This window comes from Clostridioides sp. ES-S-0108-01 (assembly GCF_020662285.1).
In the GTDB taxonomy this organism is placed as follows: Bacteria; Bacillota; Clostridia; order Peptostreptococcales; family Peptostreptococcaceae; genus Clostridioides.
This window is the reverse complement of sequence record NZ_JADGMN010000001.1, coordinates 528,572-544,006: the sequence shown is the minus strand read 5'-3', so window position 1 is coordinate 544,006 and position 15,435 is coordinate 528,572. Positions and strand designations below refer to the sequence as shown.

At 26.4% G+C, this 15,435-nt stretch carries 15 protein-coding genes and 1 pseudogene; 4 read left to right on the top strand and 12 right to left on the bottom strand.

Annotation, left to right across the window (positions count from 1 at the left end):
• Positions 1 to 270 (top strand): annotated as a pseudogene (locus IR152_RS02410) (hypothetical protein); the annotation flags it as partial.
• A gap of 606 nt (positions 271 to 876) precedes the next feature.
• On the opposite strand, the gene IR152_RS02405 reads toward IR152_RS02410, so the two are convergent.
• The 5 genes from IR152_RS02405 to IR152_RS02385 all read right to left on the bottom strand — a co-directional run bounded on the left by IR152_RS02405 (position 877) and on the right by IR152_RS02385 (position 6,163).
• Positions 877 to 1,815 carry a S8 family peptidase gene (locus tag IR152_RS02405; RefSeq protein WP_227450227.1) on the bottom strand — a complete coding sequence of 313 codons (939 nt, stop codon included), beginning with the start codon at positions 1,813 to 1,815 and terminating at the stop codon, positions 877 to 879.
• Between the two features lie 507 nt (positions 1,816 to 2,322).
• Complete coding sequence (locus tag IR152_RS02400) at positions 2,323 to 2,940, bottom strand: alpha/beta fold hydrolase (RefSeq protein WP_227450226.1); 618 nt, start codon at positions 2,938 to 2,940, stop codon at positions 2,323 to 2,325.
• A 25-nt stretch (positions 2,941 to 2,965) separates the two neighbouring features.
• A complete protein-coding gene (locus IR152_RS02395) occupies positions 2,966 to 3,595 on the bottom strand; it encodes a TetR/AcrR family transcriptional regulator (RefSeq protein WP_227450225.1) in 630 nt (209 codons plus the stop codon).
• A gap of 291 nt (positions 3,596 to 3,886) precedes the next feature.
• The gene (gene ilvD, locus IR152_RS02390) at positions 3,887 to 5,542 is read right to left on the bottom strand and encodes a dihydroxy-acid dehydratase (RefSeq protein WP_227450224.1); all 1,656 of its coding nucleotides are present in this window, start codon (positions 5,540 to 5,542) and stop codon (positions 3,887 to 3,889) included.
• Positions 5,543 to 5,863: 321 nt separating this feature from the next.
• The gene (locus IR152_RS02385; RefSeq protein WP_227450223.1) at positions 5,864 to 6,163 is read right to left on the bottom strand and encodes a hypothetical protein; all 300 of its coding nucleotides are present in this window, start codon (positions 6,161 to 6,163) and stop codon (positions 5,864 to 5,866) included.
• Positions 6,164 to 6,525: 362 nt separating this feature from the next.
• Here IR152_RS02385 and IR152_RS02380 point away from each other — a divergent pair, with 362 nt between their 5' ends.
• Complete coding sequence (locus IR152_RS02380) at positions 6,526 to 6,675, top strand: VanZ family protein (protein WP_227450242.1); 150 nt, start codon at positions 6,526 to 6,528, stop codon at positions 6,673 to 6,675.
• A gap of 108 nt (positions 6,676 to 6,783) precedes the next feature.
• Here the strand turns inward: IR152_RS02380 and IR152_RS02375 are convergent, their stop codons facing one another.
• Positions 6,784 to 7,041 carry a hypothetical protein gene (locus IR152_RS02375; RefSeq protein ID WP_227450222.1) on the bottom strand — a complete coding sequence of 86 codons (258 nt, stop codon included), beginning with the start codon at positions 7,039 to 7,041 and terminating at the stop codon, positions 6,784 to 6,786.
• A 545-nt stretch (positions 7,042 to 7,586) separates the two neighbouring features.
• Here IR152_RS02375 and IR152_RS02370 point away from each other — a divergent pair.
• A complete protein-coding gene (locus tag IR152_RS02370; protein ID WP_227450221.1) occupies positions 7,587 to 7,958 on the top strand; it encodes a helix-turn-helix domain-containing protein in 372 nt (123 codons plus the stop codon).
• Here the strand turns inward: IR152_RS02370 and IR152_RS02365 are convergent.
• The 3 genes from IR152_RS02365 to IR152_RS02355 form a co-directional block, all read right to left on the bottom strand.
• On the bottom strand, positions 7,955 to 8,095 hold the full coding sequence (locus IR152_RS02365; RefSeq protein WP_227450243.1) for a hypothetical protein: 141 nt from the start codon (positions 8,093 to 8,095) through the stop codon (positions 7,955 to 7,957). The genes IR152_RS02370 and IR152_RS02365 overlap by 4 nt on opposite strands.
• Before the next feature lie 390 nt (positions 8,096 to 8,485).
• A complete protein-coding gene (locus tag IR152_RS02360) occupies positions 8,486 to 8,956 on the bottom strand; it encodes a methylated-DNA--[protein]-cysteine S-methyltransferase (protein WP_227450220.1) in 471 nt (156 codons plus the stop codon).
• Between the two features lie 153 nt (positions 8,957 to 9,109).
• Complete coding sequence (locus IR152_RS02355; protein ID WP_227450219.1) at positions 9,110 to 9,988, bottom strand: AraC family transcriptional regulator; 879 nt, start codon at positions 9,986 to 9,988, stop codon at positions 9,110 to 9,112.
• A 141-nt stretch (positions 9,989 to 10,129) separates the two neighbouring features.
• Here IR152_RS02355 and IR152_RS02350 point away from each other — a divergent pair, with 141 nt between their 5' ends.
• Entirely contained in the window at positions 10,130 to 11,557 is a 1,428-nt protein-coding gene (locus IR152_RS02350) for an MFS transporter (RefSeq protein WP_227450218.1), read from the top strand.
• 214 nt (positions 11,558 to 11,771) lie between these two features.
• Here IR152_RS02350 and clpB read toward each other — a convergent pair whose 3' ends face one another.
• Genes clpB through IR152_RS02335 form a run of 3 tightly spaced genes read right to left on the bottom strand, consistent with a single transcriptional unit; the run spans position 11,772 to position 15,360 of the window.
• Complete coding sequence (clpB, locus tag IR152_RS02345) at positions 11,772 to 14,366, bottom strand: ATP-dependent chaperone ClpB (RefSeq protein ID WP_227450217.1); 2,595 nt, start codon at positions 14,364 to 14,366, stop codon at positions 11,772 to 11,774.
• Between the two features lie 36 nt (positions 14,367 to 14,402).
• The gene (locus IR152_RS02340) at positions 14,403 to 14,999 is read right to left on the bottom strand and encodes a hypothetical protein (protein ID WP_227450216.1); all 597 of its coding nucleotides are present in this window, start codon (positions 14,997 to 14,999) and stop codon (positions 14,403 to 14,405) included.
• Positions 15,000 to 15,015: 16 nt separating this feature from the next.
• Positions 15,016 to 15,360, bottom strand: a complete 345-nt coding sequence (locus IR152_RS02335) for a replication/maintenance protein RepL (RefSeq protein ID WP_227450215.1) — start codon at positions 15,358 to 15,360, stop codon at positions 15,016 to 15,018.
• Positions 15,361 to 15,435: the final 75 nt, after the last annotated feature.

Genomic DNA, 15,435 nt, shown 5'->3' with positions numbered 1-15,435 from the left:
TTAGATAGGTTAAAAGATCTAGGAAGAAATGAAGAATATTTATTAAATCTGAAAAGAGGTGCATATATTATGAATAAAAGTAGAAACTTCAAGGAAGAAATTTTTAATGAAGGTATTGAAAAAGGTAAAAGAGAAGAAGCTAGAAGAAAAGATCATAAGTTAATTGTAATGTTAAAAAAGAATGGTTTTAAATTAAATGATATATTAAGCAAATTTGATGATTTTGATTTAAGTGAAGATGAAATTAAAGAGATTTATAATAACAATTAATCTAAAAACATTAGCTATCTAGCTAATGTTTTTTCTATAAAATCAATAATAAATTAGCTGAAGATGAAGAAAATAATTATATAAATATTGAGATGCAAAAATCACTTGAAGATGAAGTCCGTCGTAGTGAAAGGTGTAAAGGACAAGGGATTAATCAATAGTTAGTAACTAACATCTAAAAAATAAAAGATTCCTTTATTTAAAATCTCTTTGTTTTTCTAAACATAGAATATCATAATTATTTTTGAAATCCAGCGCTTATTAATAATGTTTATCATTTGTATTTTATATTACTTTATTTGTACCACAACATTATATTGTATTTCTAATCTTTCATAAGAAAGTTTTTAACTTATAGTACTTTTATATCTATTCTAAATCATCTTAAAGGTCTTTTTATATGTATAAATACATAGAAAAACACACCTTTTTCAGATGTGCTATCTATAATATCGTATATTTATTTTACAACTCTAATTCCCTAACATGTCTATAAACTTTATTATTCAATATCTTTATAAATATATATAAGATTCTACACCTAAATAATTTATATTATTTATCTCAACTATATATAATATAATTATTTTATCATTAAATTAGAAATTATCTTTTGCTATTATTCTTATATTTATAAAGATTTAAATATAAGTATCCATTTCCTTGTTCTGTTCTAGGTATTCCAAGTGCTCTTGTACATTTTATTAATTGTGCATACACTTCAGCTTCATCTAAATCTCTTTCAAACTCCTCTCTTGCCCATTCTTTAATTAGCGCTAGTGACCCTGATACATATGGTGCGCTCATACTAGTACCACTCATAATAGCAAGTTTATTATCCATATAAGTTGATATAATATTTCTTCCTGGAGCCACCAAATCTATTGTAGTATTTGAATTACTAAACTTCTCAACTAAATAGTTTTCATTTATTGCACCTACCTCTATTACCTCAGCATAACTGGCTGGATAACTATACTCACTTGTACTAGAATCTCCATCTCCATTATTACCTGCTGCACATACTACAGAAATATTATTTTTTACTGCTTGCATGACAGCATTTTTCAAATTTTTATCATCTTTGTTTCCTCCAAGAGACATAGATATAATATCAACCTTGTTGTTTACAGCAAAATTAATGGCATTAATTATACTTTGATATGTTCCAATACCATCTTTATTTAATGCCTTTGCTATTAATAATTTACAATCTGGAGCTACTCCCATAACCTCATTATTATAATTAGATGCAGCTATAATTCCCGCCACATGAGTTCCATGCCCATTAAAATCCTCATATATATTTTTATTTCCATTACTGTCATCACTAAAGTTTGCTCCACCAATTATTTTGCCTTTTAAAAGAGGGTGGGATATATCACAGCCTGTATCTATTATACCAACTACAATATTTTTACCAGTATAACCTTCATCCCACATTCCCCTAGCATTCATTTGTTTTATTCCATATGGAAACTTATTTTTTGTACTTCTTGGACTCTCATTTATTTCATATGGAATTAGTTTCATTCTTTTATTCATCATATATCCTCCTAAAAATTCTATTGCTTATAAAAATTATAAATTTTATTTTATAACAGGTTTATAAATCAAATTAAAACCTATATCTACTTATTTATATTTATGATATATTTTTTATTTTTAGGAGTCATATTTTATTGTATATAAAATAATATTTAGATAACTATATTAAAAAATACATGTTTGCTTGTATATACAAAATTTACTAGAATGTCTTTAATATTTTTGTATACAAACATTATATTTTTTATATAAAAAGCTCATAAAAATTTTGATTATCTTTTCATAAGTTAACAAATGTTGGTATAATCTGTATTTACAAAATTCCTCTGTTTGTATAGGTGATTTACAAATGCACCACCACACAAAAGCTATATTTGAGTTTATAGCAGATAATACATCAGAAATTGGTTGTGTATAGTAAAAATACCAGTCCAGTATCTTTTCATGTTTCCATTTTCCATATTAAATTTCCAACGTTTATATGTATATTTTTAACAAAGGTATTTACTTATTTAAAAACTCTAAAACTCTTTCGTTGAAATCCTGTGCTTCTTCATATGTAGCGTGTCCCAATCCCTCATAGATAAATATTTCGCTTCTTTTAATTTTTTCTGCTAAATAAAAAGAAGCTTTATTTCCAACAATTTTATCGTTAGCACCACCTATAATTAGGGTTGGACACGTTATTTTATTTAATTCTGAAAAGGCATTATGTTCTATGCAAGAAGTTGCTTGAATAATAAATCGTTTGAAATCCTTTGGTTTACCTACTTTTCCTAAAAGAGGAATAAATAATCGGTATTTTTTTAAATATCTTTCAGAATAGGATTTGTTTGCTGTGTCAATCATTAAACCATTGTAATTCTGCTTCTTAGCCATATCCCTTGTAGAATATTTTTCTGTAATTTGATTTTTTCTACTGAACATATAAACCTTATAATCTTTTGCAAATTGCTTATATCTAAAAGCAAAAGCAATTGCCTGTATTTTTCCATGTAAAGGAAATAAACCATCCCCTAATCCTGGCAAAATAATTAGTGTCTTCTTACCACTACCAAACTCAATATAGTTTACTGTATTACTTCCTATCATCATTTGACAACTTTTTGCATTATAAAACATAGTCTATTCCTCACTTTTCCTATTATCATTGTTTTAATAAATTCTTAAATTTTTGAATACCACACTCATCAATTAGAGGAATATCCATTTTTTTTAACATAAACAGTAAAAAATCCAACCTATTACACACTTCACTGTATTCACGTTTAAATAATACAGGGTCAAGTAAAATATCAATACTAAAAACGAGCATTTCAGCTAATTCCTGTGGATATTCACAAGAAAATTCTTTATTTTCAACACCTTGTTTAATTATCTTAGCAATATTGGGTGCAACTACATTATTGAGATTACGAACTTCCTCTATTAAAGCGAATGGTATTTTTTCTAACCAGCTACAATGTACCATTTTTCTATGTGTATAATCATTCGCACTATGAACAACAAATTTTATTATTTTTTCATTTGCTGTAAGGGTATTATCAGCAACAAGATTTTCTAAAAAATTATTCATTTGTGAGTAAAGTTCTTTTGTAACACTTCTCAGTATATCTTCTTTAGTTTTAAAGTGATGATACATTGCACCTCTGGATAGACCAGATAAATTGATAATATCTTGTGTAGATGTTGAATCATATCCTTTAGACGAAAATAGTGAAAATGCCGATTGAATAATTTTTTCTTTACTATTTTTACTTTTTTCTTCTCTATTCATATTGCCTCCTATAAACAGATTGTCTGTTTGTTTTTTTATTATACATTTTAATATTTATTCTGTCAAGAATTAACTGCCCTTTAAAAATTTATATTACCTCAATAGTGTTGACAAGATACATCTCTATGTTGTACTCATATTCCTTTAATAGAGATACATTGTTTTCAGAGATAATCAAGGTTTTGCTGTGTTTTTATTTTAAATAAAAAGGATATCTCATTAGTGCTACGACACCTAAGATATCCAATTAATATTTTATTAACTTTTTCTAATTTTCGTAAATATAGTCCACTATTTTAAGACTGCTCCTGTATTTGCTGATGTTACTAGTTTAGCATATCTACTTAAGTATCCATGCTTTATTTTCGGTTCTAAAGGTTCAAATTTTAATTTTCTATTTTCTATTTCAACTTCATCTACTTTTAACTCTAATTTTTTGTCTGGTATATTTATAGAAATTATATCTCCTTCTTCAACTAGTCCGATTAAACCACCCTCCATAGCTTCTGGAGAAATATGACCTATAGACGCGCCTCTAGTTGCTCCTGAAAAACGGCCATCAGTAAGAAGTGCCACATGCTTATCAAGTCCCATTCCTGCAACTGCTGATGTAGGAGATAACATTTCTTTCATTCCTGGACCGCCCTTTGGACCTTCATATCTTATGACTATAACATCACCTTTGTTTATTTTTTTACCAAAGATAGCATTTACAGCTTCTTCTTCTGAATTAAAAACTCTTGCTGGTCCTTCATGAACTAACATTTCTTCTGCAACTGCTGACTTTTTTACAACAGCTCCATTTAGAGCAAGATTTCCTTTCAATATTGCAAGCCCACCTTGGTTACTATATGGATTTTTTAATGTATGTATTACTTCTTCATTTTCTATTTCACAATTTCTTATATTTTCTCCTATAGTATTACCTGTTACAGTTTTACAGTCTAAATTTATTCCTTTTATCTTTGAAAGTTCATTCATTATAGCTGGTATTCCTCCTGCCATATGTAAATCTTCAATATGATGTTTTCCACTTGGACTTAGTTTTGTTAAACAAGGAGTTTTTTCACTTATTTCATCAAAAAAATCTAAGTTAAGCTCTATTCCTGATTCATAAGCTATTGCAGGTAAGTGAAGTACTGTATTTGTAGAACCAGCCATTGCCATATCTACAGTTATAGCATTTTTAAAAGCATCTACTGTTAAAATATCTCTAGGTTTTATGTCGTTCTTAAGCAACTCCATAACATACATACCTGCATATTTTGCTATTCTTTTTCTTTCTCCAGAATGCGATGCAGCAGTACCATTATATGGTATACCCATACCTAAGGCTTCTGTTAAACAATTCATGCTATTTGCTGTGAAAAGTCCAGAACATGAACCACATCCAGGACAAGAACTAATAGCTAGTTCTTCTAATTGTTCTTCACTTATTGTTCCATCTTTGCAGGCTCCAACACCTTCCATTGCAGAATTAAAATCATATACTTTTCCATTTTTTTTACCTGGAAGCATAGGTCCTCCACTTACAACAATACTTGGTATATTAAGTCTTGCAGCCGCCATTAACATCCCCGGCACTATCTTATCACAATTAGGTATAAGTACTAAAGCATCAAAACCATGTGCCATAGCCATAGCTTCTATTGAATCTGCTATTAATTCTCTTGAAGCAAGTGAATAATTCATTCCTACATGTCCCATAGCTATACCATCACATACCCCTATAGCAGGAAATTCTAATGGCAAACCACCACTCATTCTCACTCCATTTTTTGCAGCTTCTGCTATTTCATCAAGATGAAGATGACCAGGAATCACCTCATTTTGTGCATTTACTATACCTATTAATGGTCTTTCAATTTCTTCTTTAGTAAGACCCATTCCATACATTAACGCTCTCTTTGGAGCTCCTTCTATTCCTTTTTTTATATCACTTCTCATAATATTACCTCTCTCTTACTTTTTTAAATTTTCATAATATTATTATAATATATTTTTCTATTAATTAATTACGAAAAAGGTAAAAAAATATTAGCATATATTAATGAAAAATTATTACGATTTTTATCAATATATTACACAATCATATTATATAATTATCTTTTCAATATATTTTACAAATTAATATATTTTACAAATTGCTCATTAATATTTTTTATGCTCTAAATCAGAAGAAGCACTTCTATAATAGAAAGTGCTCAACTATGAATAAGGTTACAAAATACTTGCCCTAGAAATCTAGACTTTTATAAATATTACAGATTAATCAAATCTAATATTTGAAACTTTATTCCAGTTAATCTCCCTTGAATAGTCTTCAGGATGTGATAATCTAACTATATGAGTTGAATTGTTATAGCTGTAATAAATTGTAGTAGTACCATTAACTGGATTCTTTTTATACCCTTGATATACAGCACTACTTGGCACTTTCTTTTCAATAAAACTATATGCAGATGAAGTATCAATCGTTTTTATTTTACTAGGAATTATAAACATATAAAAAGCTACTACTGTAAGAATACATATGCATGTAATACTATACCATTTAATCCATTTCATAGAAATCCTCCTACTTTACCAAAATATACTATTATTATTTCCATATATTTATAATATTTATACATACGATAAAATTTTTTATACATCTATATATATTTGTAGAAAATTTGGTTATCTATATTTTTTTAGTATTAATAATATATTTTTACAAGTTAATAAATTTTTAATATTTTATTAAAAGATTTTTAAAGCTTACACTCTAATATAAAGATAGTACTAAAGCATATATTTTTTTATTATATATTTTTTTAGCACTCAGTAAAGCTGGTATTGGGAGCATATGGGATAATGGGATATAGGAAAGTATAGTCTTACTAACTTTAATTTGGAGAAATTTTAGAAATATTATCAATGTGTGACTAATTGGATTAAGTTTTTCATTAGCAATTGAATTTTGTCAATTATTTAATTTCAGAGCTACAGATATTGATGATTTAATAATGAACACATTAGATGCTGTTTTAGGAGAATTCCTATTATTTAATTGGTCCATTATATACCTTATTAAATAATTTACCGATAAAACAAATATATTTCAATATTTATAAATATGTAAAGCCCTCTTTCATACTGTATAAAAGAAAGTGGGCTTTAGTTCTTAAACATAAAATACACACTCACTACTTAATTGGCATCTGAAATATTTTATTGATATTGTATCTAATTTTATTAGATGTTATATAATCATATTTTGTTCCATTTTCAATAAAGTTTTGTATATTATCCAATACTTGCATAGCTCTTTTGTTACTTTCATAATCTCCTATTTTTATAGTATCAATGCAATTTTCAAATACTACATACACTTGACCACCATCTATTTTAATTCGGTTTGCCTCCATTAAATTAGTTTTATCTTGGCTTCTAATTATTACCATATCAATTCCTCCATTTACTTAATCCATTTTAATTTCTAAGAAATAATATTATATAATTTATTTATAGATTATTTAATTTTTAAACTTATTATTTCATTTTTCAATACGATTATCTCTATTAATTACATATCTAATAAAAACTTATCTTAAATAATACTATTTTAATAATACTTTGCTTTATTGCTAAACTACATTTTGAGCTGTTATAACTGAATTATATCATCTATATAAAGCATCAAATTATCAATTCTATTGAATTATTTTATACATTTGGTAATTTTATTATCAAAAATTCTTATATGTATTGTTTATATCTCGATTAAAAATATTCAACAATTTATATATATTTACTAACTTAATTCAGTTTTTTATTTTCAACATATCACCTCTCAATCAATTACCATTTGTATAATTCATATTATACATATACAAATGGTAATTTTCAATATATTTTCTTATTTTAATCTTTTTTTTTTATATTTTTGGTAATTTTATTTTACTTTTTATCAAAATAACTTATAATTTCGGTAAGGAGTGATGTACATATGGAAAGTTTAGGAGATAGAATAGCAAATCTACGAAAAGAATTAGATATAAATCAAAAAGAACTTGCTACTAAAGTTGGTATAACTGAGGCTAGCTTATCACGTTATGAAAATAATTTGAGAGAACCTAAAAGTGAAATAATAGTGAGATTAGCAAAAGCATTGAAAACATCAACAGATTATTTATTAGGCGTAAATGAGAATACAAAAATAAGCAAAGAAGATAAATTAATCATAGAGAACTTATCCGTAAGTGAAAAAACAAAACAGCTTTTAGAGAAAATATATTCTCTTGAAAAAGAAGATAGAGAGGCTATAGAAAAAATGATTGATAATGCCTATATAAAAAGATTCCTTAAAGAAGAGAATTAATTCTCTTCTTTTTCTTTATACAAAATCTCAAGTAATAATTCATAAAAAGCAATATCTTCACTCAATAAATGTTCTAATTTCATTCCTATATCTTCAATTTTTTCTTTTTTTGTAACAGCAGTATTTGACTTTTCCACATATACCATCCCCCAACAAACTTACGTTCTTAATGCTAGTTAGAAATTCTCAACAAATTTTTAATAAAGTTTATGTAATTATATTTTGATTTTATAAAATATATTTTGATTATCCAAAATTTTCCTAGATAATTATCTTAATTATATAATAATACTTTTATTCTACAGTTGCAATAAAAAACTCGTAATAATAACAAAAAAATCTATTATTGTAGAATCTTGTATATTTTTTCTATTTTTATATATTTTTCAGGATGATTTTTATTATAAAAATTTTTATAAACATATAATTTTTTTATATTTATTTGACGTTCTCTTGATTCTTTAGGATGGATTTAAATTTTCTATAAAAATCATTATTTTTAAACTTTTATTTATTATATGTTTAGATTATTTATTTTCTTTTTCAAGTTTTAATAAATATTCTTTTATCTTTATTCCTCCTAAATAACCTCTTAAACTACCATTAGAACCTACAAGTCTATGGCAAGGTATAAAAATAGAAATAGGATTTTTGCTGTTAGCCATTCCTACTGCTCTATATGATTTAGGATTATTAATTATATTTGCTAGTTCTATATAAGTCTTTGTTTCACCATATGGAATTTTACAGAGTTCATTCCAAACCTTTTTACTAAACTCACCACCTGACAACTGTAGCGGTAAATCAAATTCTTTTCTATCTCCATCTAAATACTCTTTTAGCTGTTTACTTGCTTCTTTTATAATTTTTGTTTCTTTGGCTAAATATCTTTCAGAATCTAATCCAGACGTTCCAAAAAACAGATTTGTAATATAATTATTTTTTTCTGCTATTCCTATTTTTCCAATTTTAGTTTCATAGTAAAATATATTTTTCATAGACATTATCTCCTTCTCATTTATATTTCCAATTATATAAGTAATCTTACTCTTTTATATCTTATATTTTATTAATGTTTATTAAAAAAACTCAAATATTCAAAAATATATATTTCCTATAAAGTATACTTATGAGTTATTTTATATTGTCTTTTAAAAAACATTACTAGTATCTCTATGTTCATGTCTATACTGAGTTGGAGATATATTATAATTCTTTTTAAATAAACGACTAAAATAATTTATGCTATCAAAACCACATCTCATAGCAATTTCTGTCATATTTAAATCTGTTTTATTTAGATAATATATAGCTTTATCAAGCCTGATTCCATTTATAAAATCGACTGTAGTCTTACCTGTTATTTGCTTAAATGTTCTACAAAAATGGGGTATACTCAAGTTCACATGACTAGCAAGTTCTTTTAATGTAATTTTATCCATATATTTTTCTTCTATAAAATCAAATATACATTCAAATTTTTCTAAAGAATGCTTTCTTTCTATAAATTCATCTTCAGAAAATATTTTATAAACATGACTTCTTAGTAATAACACTATCAATTGATAGATATTAGCTTTTATAGATAACTCATATCCAATTTCTTTATTGTTATATTCATAAAGTATAGTTTTAATACATTTTAAAATAAGATAATCATTTTGAATTAAATTATCAAATACAATATGGTTTAGAGCTAATGGTGCTAAGTACTTAGTTTGTAACAAATCAACTTGATTGCTAAAAAGGAATGTGGGTTCAATACGAATAATATAGAACTTTAAATTATCTGATAGGCTTTCTAAATAATGTAATTCATTACTATTTGCTATTGCAATATTTCCAGACACTATCTTAAAATTATTCAATCCACATTCAAGATATGCCATACCATCAACAAAATAATATACTTGTAGATGCTCATGCCAATGTCTTTTAAAATTTGCTCCCTTTTTAATGTCATCCTTAAAAAAAATATCTATAAAGTTTTCTTGACCTTTTCTGTCAAAATATGTGTTTTTATCATTCATTATTTACCTCTTATCAAAATAGTGCTAATTATAAGCAATATCGTTATTGTATTTATTATTTCATATCGATATTATATAAAATGTAACTATTCTTGTAAACATTAACGTAATGTCAGTCATTATAATAAGGAGGTAATAAAAATGACAAAATCTTTTAAAAAAGATGAAAATAAAAAAAGAATGACAGTTTTATTTGTAGTCATTGCCATGACTTTTATGGCAACATTAGATTCTAGTATTATAAATGTTGCTCTTCCAGTTCTCGCAAGTAAACTAAATGTATCTCTAGCATCTATTGAATGGGTAATAGCAAGTTACTCAATTATTATTTGTTCAACACTATTATTTTTTGGAAGACTTGGAGATATTATTGGTAAATCCAGAATATTTCAAGCAGGCACTATTATTTTTACATTAGCTTCACTATTATGTGGATTAAGTAATTCTTTCACTTTGCTTATAGTTTGCCGTTTTATTCAAGGAATAGGTGCTTCTGCTTACATGGCAAATAATCATGGAATTATCACAGAACTGTTTCCAAAAGAAAGCAGAGGAAAAGCCCTAGGAATTCTAGTTACTGCAGTTGCCATTGGTAATATGGTTGGACCATCTGTAGGAGGATTTATTTTATCAATATTTGATTGGAATGTTATATTCTTTATAAATATTCCAATAGGTATTATTGTAATCCTTCTAAATACAAAATTTCTTCCAAATAGTAAAAAATCTTCAGAAAAGATGGATAAGTTTGGTGCTATACTTCAATTTTTAGGAACAACATTATTTTTTAGTGCTCTAATTAGTGCTCAACAAACAGGATTACTAAATCCATATATATTAATTGCACTATTACTATCAATTATTTTTATTATATTATTTTTGATATTAGAAAAAAAACATACCCAACCACTTCTCGACCTTGAAATTTTTAGAAATTTTAAATTTTCATTGAATTTAATTTGTGCTCTTTCATCATTCATTTGTATTGCATCATCTAGTATTTTAATTCCATTTTATTTACAAAATACTATGAAACTTTCCCCAATGCATGCAGGTTTATTTATGATATTATCCCCTTTGATTTTAGCCATTTTTTCACCTATATTTGGGAATATATCAGATAAAATTAAGTCAGAAAAAATTATTTTAATTGGTCTTATTGTTATGAGTTTTGGATTTTTCTTAATGTCAAGATTGAAAGAGAGTTCTATCCTTATTTTATTCGTTATTTCTGTATCAATAATATCAATAGGACAAGCTATATTTCAACCTGCCAATAATGCTCTGATAATGTCAAATTGTCCTAAAAGTAAATTGGGAATTGTCGGAAGTATAAATTCCCTTGTAAGAAATTTAGGGCAAGTTATAGGTATTACCATTTCTACAACACTTTTATATAATTTTATGAGTATTAAAGCTGGGTATAGGGTTAACGATTATATAATTGGTAATGATAAAATATTTGTATTTGGAATGAGAAATGTTTATATCATTATTACACTTCTTTGTTTAATAGGTGCAATATTAATTGGTTTTTATTTATTTAGACCTGATAAAAATAAGCAATAATTTTTTACAATTATCTTAAATTTATGACTATCTTAAAAATATAAATATATTATAGAAAGCTTATTAAAATACTTACTTTGAATCAGATTTAGTTTGTATATATTGATTTAACAATATTTTTATTAGTTCTGCAAAACATGTATCTTATTATAGTTTATAAATTAAAAGAAGCAGAGTAAAATATTTGATATATTATACCCTGCTCCTTTTTTCATTACTTAACTAAAACTTCAATATTTTCATCTTTTCCATCTATAACTATAGTACATCCATTGTACACATCTCCAGCAATAAGTTTCTTTGCAATTACAGTTTCTAATGTATTTCCTATATATCTCTTAAGAGGTCTTGCTCCATATACAGGGTCATACCCTTCTCTCACCATAACATCTTTAGCTGAATTTGTAACCTCAATAGTAATATCTTTTTCTTTCAATCTATTTTTTAAATCTTTCATAAATATATCTATGATTTTCTTGATATTTTCTTGGTCTAGAGGCTTAAACATTATAATATCATCTACTCTATTTAAAAATTCAGGTTTAAATCTATGCTTCATTTCGTTCATTACTAAATTGTTGGTAGTCTCTGTTATATTTCCTCCTGCTTCTAATAGATAATTACTTCCTATATTAGAAGTCATTATTATAAGAGTGTTTTTGAAGTCCACAGTCTTACCTTTATTATCAGTAAGTCTACCATCATCCAATATCTGTAAAAACATATTAAATACATCCTCATGTGCTTTTTCTATCTCATCAAATAGTATTACAGAATAAGGAGAACGTCTAACTGCTTCTGTAAGTTGACCACCTTCTTCATATCCCACATATCCTGGAGGAGGCCCAACCAATCTTGATACAGCATGTTTTTCCATGTATTCAGACATATCAATTCTAATTATATTGTCTTCACTATCGAATAAATTTCTAGCAAGAGTTTTTGCAAGTTCAGTTTTACCAACACCTGTAGGTCCTAAGAAAATAAATGAACCAATTGGTTTTCTTTCATCTTTTAACCCTGCTCTTGCACGTATTACTGCATTTGAAACTGCTGTAACTGCTTCATCTTGTCCAATAACTCTTTTATGAAGTTCATCTTCTAGTTTAAGTAATTTTTCTCTTTCTCCTTCAACTAGCTTAGTTACTGGTATGCCTGTCCACTTTGATACAATACTAGATATTTCTTCTTCAGTAACTTCTTCTTTTAAAAGAGAATTTTCAGAACCATCGTTCATATTTTCTTCGTACTGCTTTATTTGTTCTTCTAATTTAGGTATTTCACCATATTTAACCTCTGCTGCTTTGTTAAAATCATATTCTCTCTCATACTTTTCAGCTTTACCTTTAGCTTCATCTAATTGAGCCTTTAAGTTTTTAATATCTAATATTTGACTCTTTTCTTTTTCATATTTGGCTGTCATTTCATCATTTTTAGATTTTAACTCTGCTATTTCTTTTTGAATATCATCCAATCTTGATTTACTTTTATCATCATTTTCTTTAAGTAATGCTTCTCTTTCAGTTTCTAATGTAAACAACTTTCTTCTAACAACATCTAATTCTGTTGGTAATGAATCTATTTCACTACGAATCATAGCTCCAGCTTCATCAATTAAATCAATTGCTTTATCTGGTAAAAATCTATCTTGTATATATCTATGAGAAAGTTTCGCTGCTGCTACAATAGCATTATCATGTATTCTTACTCCATGATGTATCTCAAATCTTTCTTTTAAACCTCTAAGTATAGATATTGTATCTTCAACAGTAGGTTCCTCTGCAATTACAGGCTGAAAACGTCTTTCAAGTGCCTTATCTTTTTCTATATACTTTCTATATTCATCAAAAGTAGTTGCACCAATACAGTTTAATTCACCTCTTGCAAGCATAGGTTTAATAAGATTACCTGCATCCATTGAACCTTCTGTTTTACCAGCTCCAACTATAGTATGAATCTCATCTATAAATAGTATAATTTTTCCATCAGAACTCTGAACTTCTTTTAAGACTGCCTTTAATCTTTCTTCAAATTCACCTCTATATTTTGCACCAGCAATTAAAGCACCCATATCAAGTGAAAATACAATTTTATCTTTTAACCCTTCTGGCACATCTCCTCTTACTATTCTCTCTGCTAAACCTTCTACAATTGCAGTTTTACCTACACCTGGCTCACCAATTAATACAGGATTATTTTTAGTTCTTCTTGATAAAATTCTTATAATTCTTCTTATTTCTTCATCTCTTCCAATTACAGGGTCTAATTTATTTTTCTTAGCTAAATCTACTAAGTTTGTTCCATATCTAGCAAGTGCATCATATGTTCCTTCTGGGTCTTGTGTTTCTACTCTTTGACTTCCTCTCACTTGTGATAAAATATTTAAAAAGTCATTTTTATTTATATTATATTGCTTTAATATTTTACCAACAGCTGATTTTGATTCTGTTTCCATCATTGCAAGCATAACATGCTCTACACTTATATATGAATCTTTAAATTCTTTAGAAATACTCTCTGCCTTTATAAGCACCTCATTTATTTTTCTAGTAGCTGATACTCCTTGTGAGTCAGCACCTTCTCCATATACTTTTGGAAGCTTATCAATTTCAAAGTTCACAGTATTTCTCAAAGAATCAATTGATATATTCATTTTTTCGATTATATTTGGTATTAATCCATCTTCTTGATTAATAAGTGCTGAAAAAAGATGAATTACATCTACTTGTTGGTTATGATTTTTTACTGCTTCATTATAAGCCTCATTTAAACTTTTTTGAACTCTTAAAGTCATTTTTTCTACGTCCATATAAATCCCTCCATTTTAATATTATATCCAAATAAATTAAATTCTCTCATTTATAATTATTGATTTTCTAAGCTCTAAAAGACTATCAAGTAAATTCTCATTTTTTTGTATATCGAAACTCAAAGTTAGATTAAACGTTCCATCTGAATTAAAAAAATCGAATACTTCTTTTGATTTTGCTATTAAATATAAGTCTTCATCTATAAGTCTTTTTTCACCTATTAATAAATACTGACATTTATCTATAAAGCTCCTTTTAAAATCAATAGTGTATAGATTTTCTAAAATATTATATTGATAAATAGCAATATTATTAAACACTTTTAATATGTTTGAATTTACAAAATTGTAAATTTGATTATTGTTATACAGTGATATTTGTTCGTATATATATTCTCTAAATAAAGGATGAATGTTTTGTTTAAGTTTTAAAGTAACTTCAGCTGGTATTTCAAAATAAAGCTTCCAGTACTTAGAGTTATTTTTTTCTAGTATAAAAGCTACTTTATTCAAACTAGTAGAACTAATCTCCTTTAACGTACAATTAAAATTGTAATGTCTTAAACTAGTTTTTTCATTCTCAAATACATAATCAAACCACTGTAGAACATTTCTATCAAGTTTTAAACTCATATAAAAACCTTCTTCCTTATTTACTAACCTTACTAGGTCTTTTTATCTGATTATATTCTGCTAATAAACTTTCTTTATCAGCTCTACTACCCTTATATGCTATATGTGGATTTATCATATACTCACCATTTTTCACTCTTTGTAAAAAATCCATTTTTTTCAGTTCTGTAAACAATGAAGATAAAGAAGTTTTTGGATATTCAAATTCACAAGATAATTCATATAACGTTTTTCTAATCTTATTATTTTTATCCATAGAGTTTATCAATTTTAATGGAATTAAGTCTCTCTTAGTATACATTCCTTCTACTACTTTAATATAGTTCTTAAAGCAAACATTCATGTACTTACTTTTATTCATAACTAAACTTTTACTCTCTGTGTATTCCTGATTTAAATCTTTTTTTAATGTCTTATCTAAGTTAAATATCTCTTC

Bases quoted from the DNA above. Each gene is read 5' to 3' on its own strand.
- IR152_RS02405 (WP_227450227.1), bottom strand. From the start codon at position 1,815: ATGAATAAAAGAATGAAACTAATTCCATATGAAATAAATGAGAGTCCA.
- IR152_RS02400 (WP_227450226.1), bottom strand. From the start codon at position 2,940: ATGTTTTATAATGCAAAAAGTTGTCAAATGATGATAGGAAGTAATACA.
- IR152_RS02395 (WP_227450225.1), bottom strand. From the start codon at position 3,595: ATGAATAGAGAAGAAAAAAGTAAAAATAGTAAAGAAAAAATTATTCAA.
- ilvD (WP_227450224.1), bottom strand. From the start codon at position 5,542: ATGAGAAGTGATATAAAAAAAGGAATAGAAGGAGCTCCAAAGAGAGCG.
- IR152_RS02385 (WP_227450223.1), bottom strand. From the start codon at position 6,163: ATGAAATGGATTAAATGGTATAGTATTACATGCATATGTATTCTTACA.
- IR152_RS02375 (WP_227450222.1), bottom strand. From the start codon at position 7,041: ATGGTAATAATTAGAAGCCAAGATAAAACTAATTTAATGGAGGCAAAC.
- IR152_RS02370 (WP_227450221.1), top strand. From the start codon at position 7,587: ATGGAAAGTTTAGGAGATAGAATAGCAAATCTACGAAAAGAATTAGAT.
- IR152_RS02360 (WP_227450220.1), bottom strand. From the start codon at position 8,956: ATGAAAAATATATTTTACTATGAAACTAAAATTGGAAAAATAGGAATA.
- IR152_RS02355 (WP_227450219.1), bottom strand. From the start codon at position 9,988: ATGAATGATAAAAACACATATTTTGACAGAAAAGGTCAAGAAAACTTT.
- IR152_RS02350 (WP_227450218.1), top strand. From the start codon at position 10,130: ATGACAAAATCTTTTAAAAAAGATGAAAATAAAAAAAGAATGACAGTT.
- clpB (WP_227450217.1), bottom strand. From the start codon at position 14,366: ATGGACGTAGAAAAAATGACTTTAAGAGTTCAAAAAAGTTTAAATGAG.
- IR152_RS02340 (WP_227450216.1), bottom strand. From the start codon at position 14,999: ATGAGTTTAAAACTTGATAGAAATGTTCTACAGTGGTTTGATTATGTA.
- IR152_RS02335 (WP_227450215.1), bottom strand. From the start codon at position 15,360: ATGAATAAAAGTAAGTACATGAATGTTTGCTTTAAGAACTATATTAAA.